16 protein-coding genes are annotated in these 18,562 nt (G+C 65.6%); 15 read left to right on the top strand and 1 reads right to left on the bottom strand.

What is annotated here, in order from left to right; genetic code table 11:
* The first annotated feature begins 10 nt into the window (after positions 1–10).
* On the top strand, positions 11–550 hold the full coding sequence (locus ACO055_RS18410; protein WP_422060291.1) for a hypothetical protein: 540 nt from the start codon (positions 11–13) through the stop codon (positions 548–550).
* A 57-nt stretch (positions 551–607) separates the two neighbouring features.
* On the opposite strand, the gene ACO055_RS18415 is transcribed toward ACO055_RS18410, so the two are convergent.
* Positions 608–2,677 carry a TonB-dependent receptor gene (locus ACO055_RS18415; RefSeq protein WP_422060292.1) on the bottom strand — a complete coding sequence of 690 codons (2,070 nt, stop codon included), beginning with the start codon at positions 2,675–2,677 and terminating at the stop codon, positions 608–610.
* Between the two features lie 197 nt (positions 2,678–2,874).
* On the opposite strand from ACO055_RS18415, the gene ACO055_RS18420 reads away from it, so the two are divergent.
* The 14 genes from ACO055_RS18420 to murC all read left to right on the top strand — a co-directional run bounded on the left by ACO055_RS18420 (position 2,875) and on the right by murC (position 18,511).
* Positions 2,875–3,846 (top strand): cysteine synthase A, encoded by a 972-nt coding sequence (locus ACO055_RS18420; protein WP_422060293.1) that lies wholly within the window; start codon positions 2,875–2,877, stop codon positions 3,844–3,846.
* Positions 3,843–4,235 (top strand): hypothetical protein, encoded by a 393-nt coding sequence (locus ACO055_RS18425; RefSeq protein WP_422060294.1) that lies wholly within the window; start codon positions 3,843–3,845, stop codon positions 4,233–4,235. Before ACO055_RS18420 ends, ACO055_RS18425 begins: the two co-directional genes overlap by 4 nt.
* Before the next feature lie 2 nt (positions 4,236–4,237).
* The gene (locus ACO055_RS18430; RefSeq protein WP_422060295.1) at positions 4,238–5,386 is read left to right on the top strand and encodes a Gldg family protein; all 1,149 of its coding nucleotides are present in this window, start codon (positions 4,238–4,240) and stop codon (positions 5,384–5,386) included.
* 294 nt (positions 5,387–5,680) lie between these two features.
* Positions 5,681–6,181, top strand: coding sequence for a division/cell wall cluster transcriptional repressor MraZ (locus tag ACO055_RS18435; protein WP_422060296.1), 501 nt, complete (start codon positions 5,681–5,683; stop codon positions 6,179–6,181).
* A complete protein-coding gene (gene rsmH / locus ACO055_RS18440; RefSeq protein ID WP_422060297.1) occupies positions 6,178–7,155 on the top strand; it encodes a 16S rRNA (cytosine(1402)-N(4))-methyltransferase RsmH in 978 nt (325 codons plus the stop codon). The genes ACO055_RS18435 and rsmH overlap by 4 nt, the downstream gene beginning before the upstream one ends.
* Positions 7,149–7,742: a hypothetical protein gene (locus ACO055_RS18445; protein ID WP_422060298.1), complete on the top strand. Its 594-nt coding sequence runs from the start codon at positions 7,149–7,151 to the stop codon at positions 7,740–7,742. Before rsmH ends, ACO055_RS18445 begins: the two co-directional genes overlap by 7 nt.
* On the top strand, positions 7,739–9,430 hold the full coding sequence (locus ACO055_RS18450) for a peptidoglycan D,D-transpeptidase FtsI family protein (RefSeq protein ID WP_422060299.1): 1,692 nt from the start codon (positions 7,739–7,741) through the stop codon (positions 9,428–9,430). The genes ACO055_RS18445 and ACO055_RS18450 overlap by 4 nt, the downstream gene beginning before the upstream one ends.
* Entirely contained in the window at positions 9,430–10,869 is a 1,440-nt protein-coding gene (locus tag ACO055_RS18455; protein WP_422060300.1) for a UDP-N-acetylmuramoyl-L-alanyl-D-glutamate--2,6-diaminopimelate ligase, read from the top strand. The genes ACO055_RS18450 and ACO055_RS18455 overlap by 1 nt, the downstream gene beginning before the upstream one ends.
* Entirely contained in the window at positions 10,866–12,242 is a 1,377-nt protein-coding gene (locus tag ACO055_RS18460; protein WP_422060301.1) for a UDP-N-acetylmuramoyl-tripeptide--D-alanyl-D-alanine ligase, read from the top strand. Before ACO055_RS18455 ends, ACO055_RS18460 begins: the two co-directional genes overlap by 4 nt.
* Complete coding sequence (gene mraY / locus ACO055_RS18465) at positions 12,242–13,312, top strand: phospho-N-acetylmuramoyl-pentapeptide-transferase (protein ID WP_422060302.1); 1,071 nt, start codon at positions 12,242–12,244, stop codon at positions 13,310–13,312. Before ACO055_RS18460 ends, mraY begins: the two co-directional genes overlap by 1 nt.
* Positions 13,309–14,628 carry a UDP-N-acetylmuramoyl-L-alanine--D-glutamate ligase gene (murD, locus tag ACO055_RS18470; protein WP_422060303.1) on the top strand — a complete coding sequence of 440 codons (1,320 nt, stop codon included), beginning with the start codon at positions 13,309–13,311 and terminating at the stop codon, positions 14,626–14,628. Before mraY ends, murD begins: the two co-directional genes overlap by 4 nt.
* On the top strand, positions 14,621–15,871 hold the full coding sequence (locus tag ACO055_RS18475) for an FtsW/RodA/SpoVE family cell cycle protein (RefSeq protein ID WP_422060304.1): 1,251 nt from the start codon (positions 14,621–14,623) through the stop codon (positions 15,869–15,871). The genes murD and ACO055_RS18475 overlap by 8 nt, the downstream gene beginning before the upstream one ends.
* Before the next feature lie 10 nt (positions 15,872–15,881).
* Complete coding sequence (gene murG / locus ACO055_RS18480) at positions 15,882–17,066, top strand: undecaprenyldiphospho-muramoylpentapeptide beta-N-acetylglucosaminyltransferase (RefSeq protein ID WP_422060305.1); 1,185 nt, start codon at positions 15,882–15,884, stop codon at positions 17,064–17,066.
* Complete coding sequence (gene murC / locus ACO055_RS18485; protein WP_422060306.1) at positions 17,066–18,511, top strand: UDP-N-acetylmuramate--L-alanine ligase; 1,446 nt, start codon at positions 17,066–17,068, stop codon at positions 18,509–18,511. Before murG ends, murC begins: the two co-directional genes overlap by 1 nt.
* Positions 18,512–18,562: the final 51 nt, after the last annotated feature.

Here is an 18,562-nt window from a genome sequence, read left to right on the forward strand (position 1 = left end):
GATTCGTTCGATGATCAGGACTTTGATGGCCGGTGCGGTGCTTGCGCTGGCCACGGTGCCGGGGGCGGCGCTGGCGCAAGAGGGTGCCAAATATGATTGCGTCGTGACGACTGCGACGCCGAACCTCAAGGCGCAGATCGGCGGCGCGATGACCGGCCAGGGCGACGACGCGAGCCGCGAGGCCTTGTTCAAGCAACTCGGCGAGCTCGTCGATGGATGCGTTACGCGCCACGGCATCGGCGAAGCGAACAAGGGCAATTATTTCGATTACAGCCTCGCGCGCATTTCGCGCGAATGGCTGATCGGCGATATCTCGAAACAGGGCCTGTCGGTCGCGCCGGTCGACAAGGCGATGGACTTCGGGCTTGGCAAGACAAATCCCGATCTGTCGGGCGAGATGAGCCAGGACCAGATCATGTCGATCGTGCAGGCCTATATCGATAGCGGCGTCAATATCGAGAAGGTCGATCAGTCGGTATGGGAAAAAGTCGGCGCCTATGCTGCGGCGACGTCTATCTATTGGAACAAGCGCAAGACTTTGACCTTCTGATCGCGCGAGCGGCCGGGTCCGCGCGATCGGACCCGGCCGCCGCCGGGCGGGCGGAGGTCAGAAGCTTGCCCGGGCCGTGATGCGGATATCGCGGCCGGCAAGCGGCACATAATCCTTGGTAAAGCTGGCGTGGCGCCGTGCATCGACGTCGAAGATATTGTCGGCGGCGAGCGTCAGCGACAGATTCTTCGTCTCGGGCAACGGGCGCCAGGTCAGCGACGCGTTGACCAGCGTGAAGCCTTTCGTCGCGGTCTCGAAAGGCGCGATGCGGGTCTGATCGTCGGTCCACTCGACTTCGGCCCGGGCATCGAGCCGCTCGCTCGAAGCTTCGAGCCCGCCGCGGATGCGCAGCGGCGGAATGCGCGGCACAAAGGGGCCATCGGTGATCCTGGCGCGCGTCATGTCGGCGACCGCGTCGGCGCCGATATGAAAGCCGCCGACCTGCACGATCGGCGCCGTGCCCTCAAACTCGAAGCCCCAGGTGCGCGCCTTGTTCTGGCGGAACTCGAACACCGGCAGATCGTCCTCGACCAGCCCGGTGTCGGTTTCATAGATGAAGTTGTCGAACCAGCTCGCATAGCCGGTGAGGCCCGCCGACCAGCCGTCGCGGTTGAACTTCAGCGACGCTTCGCCGCCCCAGCTCGTTTCCTTGTCGAAGGTCGGATCGCCGCGCTCATAGGTCAGCGTTGCAGCATGCGGGCCGTCTGAAAGGAGCTCCTCGGCCGACGGCGCACGCTCGCTGCGCGAGACCGAGAAGCTCGCTTTCAGGCCGTCTGCGATCTGGTAGCTTGCGCCCGCGGCGCCCGAAAAGCTGTTGAACGAGCGATCGAAGCCGATGCTGTTTGCGGAGACCTGCGATTTTTCAAAGCGCAACGCGCCTTCGAGCGTCACGGGGCCGCGTTCGAGTTCCTGCAGCGTGAAGGCTGCCATGCGCGTGGTTTCGTTGGCGGGGAGGAAGGCCTCGTCGCCGATCGCGGCGAAATCGCGAAAGCTGTACTGCACGCCGCTCGCGCCGCGCCAGCCGCCGCGGTCGTTCTGCGCCAGTTCGGTGCGGAATTCGATGCCGCGGTTGGTGAAGCGCGTGCCGGGCGCGCCATCGTCGAACTCGGTGTGCGCATAGTCGGCATAGGCGCCGCGAAAGCGCAGCTTTTCGAACAAACCGTCGCCAAGCTCGACCTCGCCGCGGAGGTCGAAGCGATATTGCCGCGCCTTAATCGTCGGCACTTCGTCGATGTCGGCGCGCGGCGGAATGCCATAGCTGTCCTCGAGATAGCCGAAGCTGATGCCAAGCGAGCCGCCATCGTCGATGAAGGCCGCCCCGACGCCGGCGCTGGTGCTGCGGCTCTGGCTGTTCGGCACCTTGCCGCTGCTGTTCGCCGCACCGGTCAGCCGCGCGGCTTCGTCGGCGTCGCCATCGGCAGTCGCGTCGGCCGCAAGGTCGAGCAGATGCGCGCGTAGCTCGGGGGCATAGATCAGCCCGCCGACGCGGACATTGTTCGAATCGCGATAATTGCCATCGGCGTGGACGACGAAACGTTCGCCGAGCGGAACGTCGATCGACGCCCCGGCGCTCTTGTCGTCCGCAGCGGTGCCATAGCTTGCGAGCGCGTCGAGATGAAAGGGGCTCTCGGGCACGCTGCGCGGAATGCGCCGGTCAAAGACATTGACCGCGCCGCCGACTGCCTGGCTGGAGAAGAGCAGAACCGACGGGCCGCGCAGGATTTCGATGCGCTCGGCGGTGAGGGGGTCGATTGTTACCGCGTGGTCGGCCGAGGTCGACGAAGCGTCGATCGCGCCCAGGCCGTCGATCAGCACCGCGGCGCGCTCGCCCGAAAAGCCGCGCAGGATCGGACGCGAAGCACCGGGCGAAAAGCTGCTCGATGACACGCCGGGCTGTGATGCGAGCGTGTCTCCGATCTGCCCGCGAATATCCTGCGCCAGCTTCTCGCCTTCCATCACCGACACATTGCCGAGGATGTCGAGGCTGCGGACATAGGGTGCCGTGACGACGATCGGCTGGTCGGTGTGATAGTCGTCGTCACCGGTTTGCGGCGCGGCGTCCTGCGCAAAGGCTGCCGTGGGCAACAGCAGGGCAAGCGTAAAACCGGCGGTGGAGAGCAAGCGCATGGAGGGGAGATTCCTGTTCGTTGTGACGGGCTGTGGATGCGGGCAGTAATGATATACTGTCACAATGGCAAGCTGTGCCGCGTCATAATGCTGCCGTTCGTCGGTGCCCATGCCCCGTTGGTCGACAAAGCGCGAACAGGGGTGTCGCAAGCGAAGCTGTCTTGCAGCGGTGGGGGAGCGGCCTTAGATCAAGGGGCATGACCATAGCCAAAACCAGCCTGGACCTGATCGGCAACACGCCGCTCGTCCTGCTCAAGGGGCCGAGCGAAGCGACCGGATGCGAAATCTGGGGCAAGTGCGAATATGCCAATCCGGGCGGATCGGTGAAGGATCGCGCCGCGCTCTACATCGTCCGCGATGCCGAAGCGAACGGCAGCCTGAAACCCGGCGGCACGATCGTCGAGGGGACGGCGGGCAATACCGGCATCGGACTCGCGCTCGTCGCTAACGCGCTCGGCTACAAGACGATCATCGTCATGCCCGATAACCAAAGCGCCGAGAAAATGGCGACGATCCGTGCACTCGGCGCCGAACTGGTGCTCGTCCCGCCGGCGCCTTTCGCCAACCCCGGCCATTTCGTCCACACCTCGCGCCGCATTGCCGAAGAGACCGACAATGCGATCTGGGCGAACCAGTTCGACAATATCGCGAACCGCAAGGCGCACATCTTTGGGACCGCGGAGGAAATCTGGGAACAGATGGACGGCCGCGTCGATGGTTTCACCTGTTCGGCGGGGACGGGCGGTACGATCGCGGGGACCGGGTTGGGGCTCAAGGCCAAGGATCCCGATATCGTCGTCGCGCTCACCGACCCGCACGGCGCCGGACTATATAATTTCTACCAATGCGGCGAGTTGAAGGCCGAGGGGACGAGCGTCGCCGAGGGGATCGGTCAGAACCGCATCACCGCCAATCTTGACGGCGCGCCGATCGATACGCAGTTTCGCATTTCGGACGCCGAAGGGCTGGAGATCGTCCGGCAGTTGCTGGACGATGAAGGGCTTTGCCTTGGCCTGTCGTCGGGGATCAACGTTGCGGGAGCGATGGCGCTCGCGCGCAAGCTGGGCCCCGGAAAACGCATCGCGACGATTCTCTGCGACAGCGGATTCCGCTATCTTTCGACGCTCTACAATCCCGAATGGCTCGCAAGCAAAGGATTGGCAGCATGACGACAAAAGGATCCGCCATTCCGCCCGCGCCCGTAGCGGCCGCACCGCCACCTGCGCCGACCAATGATTCGATGCGGCGGTTGCAGATCGGTATCGCCGGCGTGCTGACCGTCCTTCTTCTCGTCGGCATGGCCGGACTGATCGGCGACCGCGCGCGTGAAAATGCGGTGCAGGATACCACGACCGCTGCACAAGCCACCACGCCGGGCGACGAAAGCAAGGCCGGCAGCGCGCCGCTCGAGGAACTGGGTGTCCAGCCGGTGTCGAAGGACCAGAATGCGGCGACCGACGTGAAAGAGCAGCAGGCGGCGCCGGCCGGACCCGCTGCGACGGTTCCCGACCTCGAACCCGATCCGGCACTCGCGCGGGCCCGCCCATCGAAACAGTGAGATTGTTCGGCGCGTCTGCGGCTTTTCGGGCGGTCGCTGCGACCATCGTCGCGTTGGTCCTGGCCTGGCAGTTTGGCGGGCAACAAGCGCTCGGCCGGATCGATCCTGCCCTGGCGCTGCCTCTGTTGTCACTGCCCGCGCTTCTGCTGGCCTGGTCGATGCGCCGCGAGGCCAAGCCGTTGCGGTGGCGCGCAGTCGGTTTGGCGCTGGCGATGATCCTGATCCTCCAGGCGCTGCTCGCGACGTTTCTGTCTGCGCGGCCGCCGTGGCCGCAACTCGGCCTGGTCGCGATTGCGTGGGCCGTCGTCGCGCTCGCCGCCGACGCCCTGCTCCAGTGGCAACGCGGCAGGGTCGTGCGCCTCCTGCTGGCAGCCGCGCTCGTCGCAGGCTGGTTCATCGCCAGCCACGCGCTGCTCGCCATGCTTTATCGCCCTGTCGCCGCGCGCGGTCCCGCTGTCATAATGCTGACCGGGCTGCCCCTGCGCTGGTCGGAAGGGAACGATCTCGCGGCGGTGCTGGCGCGCGGGATGAACGAAGATCCGGCACTGGCGCGCTTGAGGCAGGCGGGATCGGTCGAGCTGGTCGACAGCATCGTCGACAATCCGCCGCGAAAGGGCAGCGTTCTGTTTCTGGCGCATCCGCGCGCGCTGGCGCCGCAAGAGCTGGTGGCGATCGATGCCTTCGTGCGCGGCGGGGGGCGCGCCGTGATTCTGGCCGATGCGTTGACCGGCTGGCCGATGCGCCACCCGATCGGCGATCCGCGCAATCCGCCGGTGACCAGCCTGTTGACGCCGCTGTTCGATCATTGGGGCGTCGCGCTGGCGGCAGCATCGCCGGGTGATCGGGGCGCACTGGCCGTCGACGTCGGCAACGCGCGGTTGCAGTTGTTCAGCGCCGGCCGGTTCGAGCGGCTGCCGCTCGCCTGCCGTGCCCATGCGAACCGCCATATCGCGATGTGTCCGATCGGGAAGGGGCAAGCTTGGATCGTGGGCGACGCCGACCTTCTCTTCGCGCCCCTGTGGCAGCCGCAGCCGATCTGGGCGGATCATCTGCGCAGGGCGGATACGATGGAATGGCTGGCCTCGCATCTTTGGGTGCACGCGCCGGAAGCAGCCCTGCAACCGCTCTGGATTCGCACGTCCGCTGGATAACCGCGCGAAGCGATCATTTCCCAAGCTTGTGAGGGTTCGACTCCCGTTGCTGCGCTCTGGTGTTGCGGCGTCTTTTGGCAATGCCGACCCGTCTTGCTGCTCATTTCGCCTCAAATTCGGACATTCGGGGCGTAAATACCCTATCTCGCCCTAAATTTCCCCTTTTCACCCCGATCGACTCTTGATAGGCAGGAGTCGGAGAGGGGCAATCTCCACCTGAGTCTTTCGGCCCGGAATCTGCGATTCCGGGCGCAGGGAATTATTGCCCGGAGGCGCGAAGCGGGGGGCATAGCGATGGCGATTGTGACGCCCGGCCGTTATTCGGGTACCAACTTCGCCGCGATCGATGGCAAGGGACGCATCGCTGTCCCCTCGCAGTTCCGCAACAATGTGCCCCTCAATGCGGACGGCCAGCGCGTGCTTTGGGTTGGGTTTCACGAAAAGCTGCCGTGCCTCGTGGCCTATGGCCAGGACCAGTATGATCGTCTGTCGGACGAGATCGAACGCGACCGCGAGACGGCGCTGACCCGCAACCTCGATTTCGACGAAGACGAAGCCTTCAAGAAGCGCTTCAGCTATACCGAGGCCTATACCCTTGACGACAGCGGTCGCTTCCTTCCCAATTTCACCGCGCGCGACCGCGTCGGCGATGCCGGCGCGACCGCTTTCGTGGGCTCGGGGCGTCGCTTCGAAATTTGGTGGCTGCCGACGCTGTCCGATTGCGTCGAGGCCGATCCGGTGCTTCGCCGGCTCGCGTCCGCCTGGGACGAAGCCAAGGGGAAGGGGCGAAAGTGACCGACCTTCCCCGCGATCCCCGCCACGATCCGGTCCTCCGTGAAGAAGTCATCGCCGCTCTCGCCATCGCCCCGGGCCAGCGCCATGTCGATGCAACCTTCGGTGCCGGCGGCTACACGCGCGCCATGCTTGCTGCGGGCGCCGACGTCGTCGCCTGCGACCGCGATCCCGACGCGATTGCCTCCGGGCAGGCGCTGGTGACCGAAGCCGACGGCAAGCTCACTCTGATCCACGGCCGCTTCGGCGAGATCGACCGCCTGCTCGCCGAACGCGGGATTGACGCCGTCGATGGCATCACGTTCGACATCGGCGTGTCGTCGATGCAGATCGACCAGAGCGAGCGCGGCTTTTCCTTTCAGAAGGACGGCCCGCTCGACATGCGCATGGCGCAGGAGGGCGAAAGCGCCGCCGAGTGGCTCAATCGCGCCGACGAGGTGGAAATCGCCGACGTTCTTTTCCACTATGGCGACGAGCGTCAGTCGCGCCGCGTCGCGCGGGCGATCGTCGCTGCGCGGCCGCTGAGCAGGACCGGCGAGCTTGCGACCGTGATCCGCAAGGCGCTTCGCCATCCTCCGGGTGCGCCCAAGGATCCGTCGACGAAAAGCTTTCAGGCGATCCGCATCCATATCAATGCCGAGCTCGACGAACTCGCCGCCGGGCTTGCCGCCGCAGAACGCGTTCTGCGGCCTGGCGGCCGGCTCGCCGTGGTGAGCTTTCACAGCACCGAAGATCGCATCGTGAAGAATTTCCTGCGCGAACGCAGCGGCGGTGAGACCGCTGGGTCGCGCCACCGGCCCGCGCTCGCCCCTCCGGCGCGGGCCGCAACTTTCGAGCCCCCGGCGCGCAAGGTGCGTCCGGGAAAGGCCGAAGAAGCGCGCAACCCGCGCGCGCGATCGGCGACGCTACGCAGCGCCGTTCGCACCGATGCACCTGCCTGGTCCGGCGATTCGACGAAGGAGGCAATGTCATGCTGATGGCTGCTCGCAAGTTGCAGGGGATCGGCCTGGTCCTGCTCGTGCTGATCTTTGCGATGGCGCTCTATCCGGTTTCGCTCAAGGTCGCGGCGACGCGCAGCGAACTCGCGCGCATCGAAAAACAGATCGACCGGACGCAGAGCAACATCCGTTATCTCGAATCTGAACTCGCGGTGCGCGCCTCGATGCGCCAGCTCGAACAGTGGAATGCGGAAAGCTTTGGCTATTCGGCGCCGTCGGCGTCGCAATATCTGGCGAGCGAGCGGCAGCTCGCTTCGCTCGACCGCGTGCCGCGGGCCCGCGGCGCGAATGAAGTCGCGCCGGTGCTGATGGCGATGGTCTCGCCGGTGGCAATGCCTGATGCGCCCAAGGCGAGCCCGGTGGCGAGCAAGCCTGCGGCGGCAAAGCCTGTCGTGCTCGCGCAGGCTGAAACCGGCGTTCGCAGCGATAGTGCGCCACGGCTGGCACCGACCCGCCGCCGCGAGCAGCTGAAAATGATCGAGGACCAGCTTCTCGCCGAATCGACGCTTGCCGATCTGAAGAAGGCGGCGGCGCGTGAAGCCAAGGAGGGCAAGTCCGCGCAATGAACACGCTGGTCGTCCGTCCGACCCGGGTGCGAACCGCAGGGGTGCGGCAGCAGATACTGCTGACCGCGCAGCAGCGTCTGATGATGCTGATGCTGCTGTTCATGGCGGCCTTTTTCCTCGTGTCGGTTCGGCTGCTCTATTTTGCCCTGTTCGACACGTCCTCGGGGAATGGCAATGGCGCGGCGGCGTTTCTGCCTGCGCGTGCCGATATCGTCGATCGCAACGGCGTACCGTTGGCTCGGACGATCGACGGTTATTCGATCCGCGTGGTGCCGACGAAACTGCTCAACAATCGGCAGTATCTGGCTGACGAGCTGGTCAAAATCTTCCCCGACACGCCGCGCGAAGAATTTGTTGCGAAATTGTCGGGTTCGAAGCCCACTTATATCCGTCGCCGCGCGTTGCCCGATCAGGTCGCAGCGGTAAACGCGATCGGCGATATCGGTTTCGATTTCCCGCGCGAGAAAGAGCGCCTCTATCCGCAGATCTCGCTCGCCGCGCATGTGCTCGGATTTACCGATGCGGCAGGGCATGGCGTAACGGGCGTCGAAGGCTCGTTTGACAAGCAGCTCACCGACAAGGCGACGCGCGGCCAGCCGCTTGCGCTGTCGATCGACGCGCGCGTGCAGGGCGTGCTTGAAAGCGAACTCGGCAACGCCGTCACCAACCTCGAGGCGATCGGGGGAGCGGGCATCATTCTCGACGTACACACGGGCGAGGTGCTGGCGATGGCATCGTTGCCGACCTATAATCCGAACAAACTGGTCGCCGCCGATGCCGCGGCGCGCCGCAACGCCGTGAGCTACAATCTGTACGAACTCGGTTCGACCTTCAAACCGCTTTCGATCGGCGCCGCGATCGACGATGGCGTCGTGACCAACATGGCGCGCCGCTACGATGCCAGCGCGCCGCTTGCAATCGCGGGCTTCCGCATTCGCGACAGCCATCCGGGGCGCTGGTACAATGTGCCCGAAACGCTGATCCAGAGCTCGAACATCGCGACCGCACGTATCGCCGACGAGCTCGGCCGCGAAAAGATGGAGACGCTGTTTCGCAGCCTCGAATTCAACAAGCGCCCCGAAATCGAGCTCAAGGAACGTGCCTTTCCGCTCTGGCCCAAGGATTGGGGCCGGTTGACCACGATGACGACGGCCTATGGCCACGGCATCGCAGTGACGCCGTTGCACCTTGCAAGTGCCTATGCCGCGCTCGTCAATGGCGGTCTCTGGCGCCCCGCGACGCTCGTCAAGCTCGGCGACAAGGCGCCGCCGCAGGGACGCCGTGTCTTCAAGGCGTCGACCAGCGCGCGCATGCGCCAGCTGCTGCGTCTGATCGTCATGGACGGCACCGGCAAACAGGCAGACGCACCGGGCTTCCGCGTCGGCGGCAAGACGGGCTCGGCCGAAAAGCCGGGGATCGGCGGCTACCGTCGTAGCTCGGTCGTCGCGACGTTTGCCGCAGCCTTTCCGATGGACAATCCGCGCTACGTCATCGTCGCAATGATCGATGAACCCAAAGGCAACGCCTATAGCTCGGGCCAGCGGACTGCCGGGTGGACGGCGGCGCCTGTCGTGCGGAAGATCGTGATGCGTGCGGGGCCGATGCTGGGCGTTTTCCCCGACGAAACCCGCGATGTCGACGTATCCGAACTCACCCCTCTGCTGCGGAGAAACGAGGAAGCGGAATAATGCGTCTCTCCGCGCTGCTCGACAATCAAGAGCCGGCGGGAACGGACCCGGTGGTGACCGGGCTTGCGATCGACCATCGCAAGGTGGCGCCTGGAACTGTCTTCGGCGCCTTTGCCGGCGAAAAATTCAACGGCGAGGATTTCATTGCCGCGGCCATCGACGCCGGCGCGATCGCGGTCGTCGCACGGCCCGTGGTGAAAGTGGAAGGCGCGGTGCATATCGCCGATGCCAATCCGCGCCGCGCCTTTGCCCATATCGCGGCGCGCTTTTTTCATCGCTTTCCCGCAACCTGCGTCGCCGTCACGGGCACCAACGGCAAGACTTCGACCGTCGAGATGACGCGCCAGCTCTGGCGGATGGCGGGGTTCAACGCCGCGTCGATCGGCACGCTCGGCATTACGACGTCGCTCGACAGCGCATCGACGGGGCTGACGACGCCCGACGTCGTCACATTCCTGTCGAACATGGCCGGGCTTGCCATCGAGGGCGTCACCCACGCTGCGTTCGAAGCGTCGAGCCATGGGCTCGATCAATATCGGACCGAAGGGCTCAAGGTGAAAGCGGCCGCCTTCACCAACCTCAGTCACGACCATCTCGACTATCACGGCACGATGGCAGCGTATCTCGACGCCAAGTTGCGCCTGTTCACCGAAGTCGTGGACCAGGACGGCGCGGCGGTCGTCTGGGCCGATGACGAATATTCGGCGGCCGTCATCGACAAGGTGTCGGCGCGCGGGGTCCGCATGCTGACCGTCGGCACCAAGGGTGAAGCGCTGCGGCTCGTTTCGCGCGAGCCGACGCAGCTCGGCCAGTCGCTCGTCATCGCGGCGGGTGACCTGACGCAGAAGGTCAATCTGCCGCTGATCGGCGCCTATCAGGTCGCCAATGCGCTCGTGTCGGCCGGGCTGGTGATCGCGACCGGCGGCGATGCGGCCCTGACGCTCGCCAATCTGGCACGATTGCAGCCGGTGCGCGGTCGCCTCGAACGCGCGGCGATCACCAGGGCGGGCGCGCCAGTCTATGTCGATTATGCGCACACACCCGACGCGATCGAAGCAGCGCTCGACGCGCTGCGCCCGCATGCGAGCGGGCGGCTGATCCTTGTTTTCGGCGCGGGCGGCGACCGCGATCAGGCCAAGCGCCCCGAAATGGGAAAGGTCGCTGCGGGCAAGGCCGACGTCCTGATCATCACCGACGACAATCCGCGCGGCGAAGACCCGGCGCTCGTCCGCGCCGCGATTGCGGAAGGGGCTCCCGGCGCGCAGATCATCGGGGACCGCCGGGCTGCCATTGCTGCGGCGATTGCCGAGGCGCACGCCGACGACATCATTTGTATCGCCGGCAAAGGCCATGAACAGGGCCAGATCATCGGCCGCGGCGACGATCTGCGCGTGATCCCGTTCGACGACGTCGCGGTCGCGCGCGAGGAGGCCGCATGACCCCACTCTGGACCGCGCGCGCCATCGCTTCGGCCACCGGCGGCATCGCCAGCACCGACTTCACGGTGACCGGCGTCGCATTCGACTCGCGCGAGCTGGCGGCGGGCGACCTTTTCATTGCGATGAAGGGCGAGGAAACCGACGGCCACAAATTCATCGCCAAGGCGATCGACGCGGGAGCCGCCGGGATCGTCTGCGAAAGCGCGATCGACCATCCGCATATTCGCGTTGCCGACAGCGTCACGGCGCTGAATGCCCTTGGCACCGCATCGCGGGCGCGCAGCCACGGCCGGATCATCGGCGTCACCGGGTCGGCGGGGAAGACGGGGACGAAGGAGGCGCTGTTCGCGGCGCTCGACCGCTTTCGCCCCGGCAAGGCGCACCGCTCGGTCAAAAGCTACAACAACCACGTCGGTGTGCCCTTGAGCCTCGCGCGCATGCCTTCGACGGCCGATTTCGGTGTGTTCGAGATGGGAATGAATCACGCCGGCGAGTTGGCAGCGCTCACGCGCATGGTCCGTCCGCACGTCGCGATCGTCACCACCATCGCTCCCGCGCATATGGAATATTTCGGCAGCGAGGAAGCGATCGCCGATGCGAAAGGCGAGATTTTCGAAGGGCTCGAACCTGGCGGTACCGCGATCGTCCCGTTCGACAGCCCGCATTATGCGCGACTGCGTGCCAAGGCCGAAAAACACGCGGGCCACGTCGTCAGCTTCGGGCTCGGCGAAGGCGCCGATGTCCGCGCCGTCGACTGGTTGTCCGACGGGCAGGGCGGTTCGCTGGTCACGGCGCAAGTGCAGGATGCGCTCCTCTGCTTCACGATCGCGCAGGCGGGTGCGCACTGGGTGTCGAACGCGATGGCCGTGCTCGCCGCCGTGAAAGCCGTTGGCGGCGATCTCCCTGCCGCAGGGCTGGCCTTTGCCGAGATGGGCGGCCTTGTCGGTCGCGGCGCGCGTTACCGTGTCGAAATGTCCGGTGGCCGCGTCGTCGTCATCGACGAAAGCTACAACGCCAACCCGGCGTCGATGGCAGTAACGATCGACCAGTTCGGAACCGAATCCGCCGAGCGCAAAGTTGCGATTCTTGGCGCGATGAAGGAACTCGGCCCGGGCAGCGAAGCCTATCACGCAGGCCTCGCCGCTCCGCTCGTCGCAGCCGGAGTGCACTTTGCCCTGCTCGTCGGCGAAGAGATGACGCCGCTTGCCAAAGCGCTTGAGGGGCGGATCGATTTCGAGCATGTGCCCGCCCACTCGGCCGCGGTAGCGCGGCTGAAGCACCTGATCCGGCCGGGCGATGCCGTGCTGGTGAAGGGCTCTAACAGCGTCGGCCTGTCGCATGTCGTGACGGCGCTGACCAACGGGGAATTTTGATGCTGTACTGGCTGGCGGAATGGCTTGGCTTTCCGGGGGCGCTCAACCTCATTCGCTATCTGAGCTTCCGTTCGGGCGCGGCGGTTGCGACCGCGCTGATCATCGGCCTGTGGATCGGGCCGCGCTTCATCCTGATGCTGCGCATGCGACAAGGGAAGGGCCAGCCGATCCGCGACGACGGCCCGCAGACCCATCTCGCGAAAAAGGGCACGCCTACGATGGGTGGGCTTATGATCCTGATTTCTCTGATGATCTCCGCCTTGCTGTGGATGGACCTGTCGAACCGCTTCGTGTGGGCGTGCCTGTTCGTGACCGGCGGGTTCGCCGCGGTCGGCTTTCTCGACGATCTCGACAAGGTGACCAAGGCAAGCCACCGCGGAATTCCGGGGCGCGTGCGCCTGCTGATCGAGTTCCTGATCGCCGGCGTCGCGGTGTTCCTGATCGTCTCGCGGACAGGGACCGACCTGTATCTGCCCTTTTTCAGCGACGTCGTCATCGAGCTCGGGCCGCTCTATTATGTCTTTGCGATGGTGCTGATCGTCGGTTTCGGCAATGCGGTGAACCTGACCGACGGCCTCGACGGCCTCGCGACCTTTCCGGTGATCATCGCGAGCCTGGCCTTCCTCGTCATCGTCTATCTGTCGGGCAACGTGAAATTCGCGGGCTATCTGGGCATTCCCCATGTGCCCGGAGCCGGCGAGCTGGCGATCTTTGCGGCGGCGATCATCGGCGCCTGTCTGGCGTTCCTGTGGTTCAATGCGCCGCCCGCCGCCGTCTTCATGGGCGACACGGGCAGCCTCGCGCTCGGCGGCGCGCTCGCAACGATCGCGGTCACGGCCCAGCACGAGCTGGTTCTGGTCATCATCGGCGGCCTGTTCGTGGTCGAGGCGCTGTCGGTGATCATCCAGGTCTTCTGGTACAAGCGCACCGGCAGGCGCGTGTTTCGCATGGCGCCGATCCACCACCATTTCGAACAACTGGGCTGGCCCGAATCGACCGTGGTCATCCGCTTCTGGATCGTCTCGATCGTCCTCGCGCTCGCGGGACTCGCGACGCTCAAGCTCCGGTGATCACCTCGCGCGCCTTTGCCGGTCGCCGCTATGCGGTGCTGGGACTGGCGCGCTCGGGCCTCGCGACCGTCGAGGCGCTGGGTGCCAGCGGCGCGGGCGTCACGGCGTGGGACGATCGCGAGGACGCGCGCGACGAGGCGATGGCGCTGAACGCCGACATCGGCGACCCGCTACACATCGACCTGATCGGATTTGCCGGCGTCGTGGTGTCGCCGGGCGTGCCGCTCAACCGCCACCCGATTGCGGCGCATGCGCGCGAGGCGCATGTGCCGATCATCGGCGATGTCGAGCTGTTCGCGGAAGCGCGCGACCAGTTGCCGCCGCACAAGGTCGTCGGCATCACGGGGACCAACGGCAAGTCGACGGTCACCGCGCTGGTGACCCATATGCTGGAGAGTGCGGGCGTGCCGACGCTGATGGGCGGCAATATCGGGCTGCCGATCCTGACCCGCGATCCGCTGACGCCAAATGAAAACGGCGTCGGCGTCTATGTGCTCGAACTGTCGAGCTACCAGATCGATCTCTCGCACAGCCTGGCCTGCGACATCGCGGTCCTCACCAACCTGACGCCCGACCATCTCGACCGCTATGACGGCTTTGCCGGATATGCCGCGTCGAAGGCTCGGCTCTTTTCGCTCCAGCATCGTGATCAGGTCGCGATCGTTGCGGTCGACGATGATCCTTCGAAGATGATCGCGGGGCGCATCAATCATCGGCTTCACCGCGTATCGGCAAAGGATATCGATCCCGCCGACCAGGCACGCTGGCCCGCCTTGCAGGGACCGCACAATGCGCAGAACGCCGTCTGCGCGATCGCCGTGTGCCGCGTGCTCGGGCTGAACGACGAACAGATCGAGCGGGGGCTCGCGACCTATAAATCGCTCCCGCACCGGATGGAATTGGTCGGCGAAGTCGGGGGGGTCCGCTGGTTCAACGACAGCAAGGCTACCAACGCGGCTTCCGCTGCACCGGCGCTGGCGGCCTTTCCGCCGGCGCCGGACCAGCGTCTTCACTGGATTGCCGGGGGGCAGGCCAAGGGTGACGGGCTATCCGCCTGTCGCCCTTGGTTTTCGAACGTCAAGCGCGCCTATCTGATCGGCGAAGCGATGGAGAGTTTCGCCGCGGAGATCGGCGAAGCGATTCCGGTCGAGCGGTCGGGCGATATGGCCGCGGCGGTCAAGCAGGCGGCGGCTGCGGCAGAGCCGGGCGATATCGTGCTGCTGTCGCCGGCGTGCGCGTCGTTCGACCAGTTCAAGGATTATGAGCAGCGGGGGAACATGTTCCGCGAGCTGGTTCAGGCGCTGGGGCATGAATGACGATATGGGTGGGGGAACCGACAACATGGACGCAACCGAACGGCCGGTGATCGCGGCGACGACGCGGACGGTCAAGCGGCGCGGGCCGCGCCTCAGCCGCGCCGACCGCACACCGCTCGGCCTGTGGTTCTGGGAAATCGACCGCGTGCTGCTGCTACTCGTCTCGATGCTGATCGCGACGGGTCTTGTTGCGGTTGCGGCGGCCTCGCCCGTCGCGGCACAGAAGCTTTCGACCGCGACCGCCTCGCTCGACCCGCTGTATTATTTCTATCGCCAGCTCATGTGGGTGATGGTCGGCGTCCCGGTCATGCTTGCGGTCTCCATGCTGCCGAAAGCGCAGGCGCGGCGGTTCGCCATCTATGGCACCATAGCCTTTCTTGCGCTGCTGTTCCTGGTGCCGCTGGTCGGCACCACCGTGAACGGCGCGCAGCGCTGGATCGGCAGCGGCGTCTTTCGCCTGCAGCCGTCGGAGTTTCTGAAACCGTTCTTTGCGGTCGCGCTCGCCTGGATCCTGTCGCTCCGCCTTCATGACCAGAGCTTGCCCGTCGTACCGCTGACCTTTGTCCTGACCGGCGTGATCGGCGTGTTGCTGATGGGCCAGCCCGACCTTGGGCAGACGATCATCTTCATCGGGACCTGGCTCGTGCTGGTGATGATCGCCGGACTGTCGATGCGCATCATCGGCGTCCTCGCGGCCAGCGGCCTGGCGGGCATCGTCGTCGCCTATTTCACCTATTCGGTCGCGCACCAGCGCATCAACAGCTGGCTGTTCGGCGAAGGCGACAGCTTTCAGGAAGACAAGGCGCACGCGACGATCACCGCTGGCGGGCTGATCGGGACCGGTCCCGGCGCCGGGCTTGCCAAATTCAAGCTGCCCGAGGCGCATACCGACTATATTTTTTCGGTCATTGGCGAGGAGTTCGGGATCATCGCCTGTATCGCCATCGCGGTCCTGTTCCTGGCGATCATCGTCCGCGTCCTGGTCCGTCTGCTCGACGAGGAGGACAGTTTCCTGATCCTTGCCGTCGCAGGCCTGATTGCCCAGTTCGGCGGGCAGGCGACGATCAATATGGCGGTGAACACGCAGCTGTTCCCGTCGAAGGGCATGACCTTGCCCTTCATCAGCTATGGCGGCTCGTCGTTCATCGCTCTGTCGATCGGCATGGGTTTGCTCTTGTCGCTGACCCGCCGGAACCCCTATGCGGCGCGGGTGTCGATGACAGGAAACTGGAACAAGAAATGAGCGCCCGAAAATGACCGCGACGCGTCACTTCCTTCTCGCTGCCGGCGGGACAGGGGGGCATATGCTGCCTGCCTATGCTCTGGCAGGCGAATTGATCACGCGCGGCCACCGTGTCGCGCTGGTCAGCGACGATCGCGGGCTGAAGATTCCGGGTGCGCCGGGCGACCTCCAAACCCATGTGCTCCCCGCGGGCCGCGTCTCGGGCGGGCCGATCGGCTGGATCAGGGCCGCGCTGGCGATCCGCAAGGGCCGCCGCATGGCGATCGACCTGATCGACGAGTTCGATCCTGCCGTCGTCGTCGGATTCGGCGGCTATCCCTCGCTTCCCAGTCTGCTCGCCGCGGGTGCGACGAAGCGGCCGCGCGTGATCCACGAACAGAATGCCGTGCTTGGCCGCGTCAACCGGCTGATGGCGCCGCGCGTCGATGCGGTCGCGGTCGCCTATCAACACATCCAGCGCTATCCGGCCGGGCATGAACTGAAAAAGCACCTCACCGGCAATCCGGTGCGCGAAGAGATTATCGCAATCCGTGACGACGGCTTTCCGCCGCTGCCCGAAGACGGCATCTTTCGCCTGCTCGTGGTCGGGGGAAGTTTGGGCGCCACGGTGCTCAGCGACGTCGTTCCCGCTGCGGTCGCGATGCTGCCGCGCGCCTTGCTCGACCGGTTGCAGGTCGTGCAGCAATGCCGCGAGGATGATGTCGAGACCGTGCGCGCCAAATATGCCGAGCTGGGCGTCGCCGCCGAATGCGCCCCCTATATCAAGGATTTCCCCGAGCGGTTGCGCTGGGCGCATCTGGTCATCGCGCGTGCGGGCGCCTCGACCGTTGCCGAGCTTGCCTGCGCCGGACGGCCCGCGATCTTCGTTCCCTATCCGCATGCGATGGACAATCACCAGACCTATAATGTCGTCGATCTGGTCGAGGCGGGCGGCGCGATTTCGTTTCAACAGCCCGACTTCACGGCCGCCGAAGTCGCCAAGCATATCCAGCGCATGGCGCTGGAACCCGGCGCGCTCGAAGAAGCGGCCAATCGTGCGGCGGCCTGCGGACTGCCCTATGCGACGCGCGACCTTGCCGATCTGGTCGAATCGCTTGCTGCGCCGCCGATGATGGACGTGATCCGGGTCGGGGCGCCGTCGCGCAGCGCGTCGGTTGCCGGCGGTATCGCCGCCACCCGTTCGGGAGAGCGCTGATGCGCGGCGTTGCGACCGACATCGGCACGATCCACTTCATCGGCATCGGCGGCATCGGGATGTCGGGGATCGCCGAGGTGATGCACAATCTGGGTTATCAGGTGCAGGGCAGCGATATCGCCGACGGCTATGTCGTCGAAGGGTTACGCAAGCGCGGGATCAAGGTCGCGATCGGTCATGAGGCGTCGAACGTCGACGGCGTCGCGGTCGTCGTCACCTCGACGGCGGTCAAGCGCGGCAATCCCGAGGTCGAGGCTGCCCTCGCGCACCGCATCCCGATCGTCCGCCGCGCCGAAATGCTTGCCGAGCTGATGCGGCTCAAATCGACCGTCGCGATCGCCGGTACGCACGGCAAGACGACGACGACCAGCCTGGTCGCGGCGCTGCTCGACGCGGGCGGGATCGACCCGACCGTGATCAACGGCGGGATCATCAACAATTATGGTTCGAACGCGCGCCTGGGCGCCAGCGACTGGATGGTGGTAGAGGCCGACGAGAGCGACGGCAGCTTCCTGCGCCTCGACGGCACGATCGCGGTGGTCACCAACATCGATCCCGAACATCTTGACCATTATGGCAGTTTCGACGCGATCAAGGACGCGTTTGTCGAGTTCATCGAGAATGTGCCCTTCTATGGGGCGGCGATGCTGTGCCTCGACCATCCCGAAGTGCAGGCGATCATCCCGCGCATCCGCGACCGGCGGATCGTGACCTATGGCTTTTCGGCGCAGGCCGACGTGCGCGGGACGAATGTGACGCCGGGTCCCGGCGGCAACCGCTTCGACGTCGTCGTGCGCGACCGCGATGGCAACAGCCGGACAATCGAGGGCATCCACCTGCCGATGTCGGGCCGCCACAACGTCCAGAATGCGCTCGCGGCGATCGCCGTCGCGCTGCACATGGGCGTGCCGGACGAGAAAGTGGCGACGGGCTTCAACGGCTTTGCCGGGGTCAAACGCCGCTTTACCAAGGTCGGCGAGATCGCGGCGGGGGCCAAGGCGGGAGGTGGCGTCGTGACCGTGATCGACGATTATGCGCACCATCCGGTCGAAATTCGCGCCGTGCTGTCGGCGGCGCGCGAGGGCGTTGGCGCGGGGCGCGTCGTCGGTGTGGTCCAGCCGCACCGGTTTACGCGGCTGCGCGATCATATGGATGATTTTCAGCAAGCCTTTAACGACGCCGATATCGTCCTAGCGCTGCCGGTTTATGCGGCCGGTGAAAGTGCGATCGAGGGCGTGTCATCCGATTCGCTGGTCGCGGGGCTGCGCGACCGCGGGCATCGCCACGCCTCGACCGTCGCCGATGCAAGCGCGCTTGCCGCGGCCATCGCCGCAAGCATCGAAGCGGGCGATCTGGGCGCGGGCGACATGATCATCTGCCTCGGCGCGGGGGATATCACCAAGATGGCGGCGGGATTGGCCGCGGCGGTGGAGGGGCAGAAATGAACCTTTCCATCCCTCGTCATGCTGAACCGGTTTCAGCATCCATGGTCTGCT

It is taken from the genome of Sphingopyxis sp. (assembly GCF_965227415.1).
Lineage (GTDB): Bacteria > Pseudomonadota > Alphaproteobacteria > Sphingomonadales > Sphingomonadaceae > Sphingopyxis.

Coding starts and splice junctions, on each gene's coding strand:
- ACO055_RS18410 (WP_422060291.1), top strand. CDS start 11: ATGATCAGGACTTTGATGGCCGGTGCGGTGCTTGCGCTGGCCACGGTG.
- ACO055_RS18415 (WP_422060292.1), bottom strand. CDS start 2,677: ATGCGCTTGCTCTCCACCGCCGGTTTTACGCTTGCCCTGCTGTTGCCC.
- ACO055_RS18420 (WP_422060293.1), top strand. CDS start 2,875: ATGACCATAGCCAAAACCAGCCTGGACCTGATCGGCAACACGCCGCTC.
- ACO055_RS18425 (WP_422060294.1), top strand. CDS start 3,843: ATGACGACAAAAGGATCCGCCATTCCGCCCGCGCCCGTAGCGGCCGCA.
- ACO055_RS18435 (WP_422060296.1), top strand. CDS start 5,681: ATGGCGATTGTGACGCCCGGCCGTTATTCGGGTACCAACTTCGCCGCG.
- ACO055_RS18445 (WP_422060298.1), top strand. CDS start 7,149: ATGCTGATGGCTGCTCGCAAGTTGCAGGGGATCGGCCTGGTCCTGCTC.
- ACO055_RS18450 (WP_422060299.1), top strand. CDS start 7,739: ATGAACACGCTGGTCGTCCGTCCGACCCGGGTGCGAACCGCAGGGGTG.
- ACO055_RS18455 (WP_422060300.1), top strand. CDS start 9,430: ATGCGTCTCTCCGCGCTGCTCGACAATCAAGAGCCGGCGGGAACGGAC.
- ACO055_RS18460 (WP_422060301.1), top strand. CDS start 10,866: ATGACCCCACTCTGGACCGCGCGCGCCATCGCTTCGGCCACCGGCGGC.
- mraY (WP_422060302.1), top strand. CDS start 12,242: ATGCTGTACTGGCTGGCGGAATGGCTTGGCTTTCCGGGGGCGCTCAAC.
- ACO055_RS18475 (WP_422060304.1), top strand. CDS start 14,621: ATGAATGACGATATGGGTGGGGGAACCGACAACATGGACGCAACCGAA.
- murG (WP_422060305.1), top strand. CDS start 15,882: ATGACCGCGACGCGTCACTTCCTTCTCGCTGCCGGCGGGACAGGGGGG.
- murC (WP_422060306.1), top strand. CDS start 17,066: ATGCGCGGCGTTGCGACCGACATCGGCACGATCCACTTCATCGGCATC.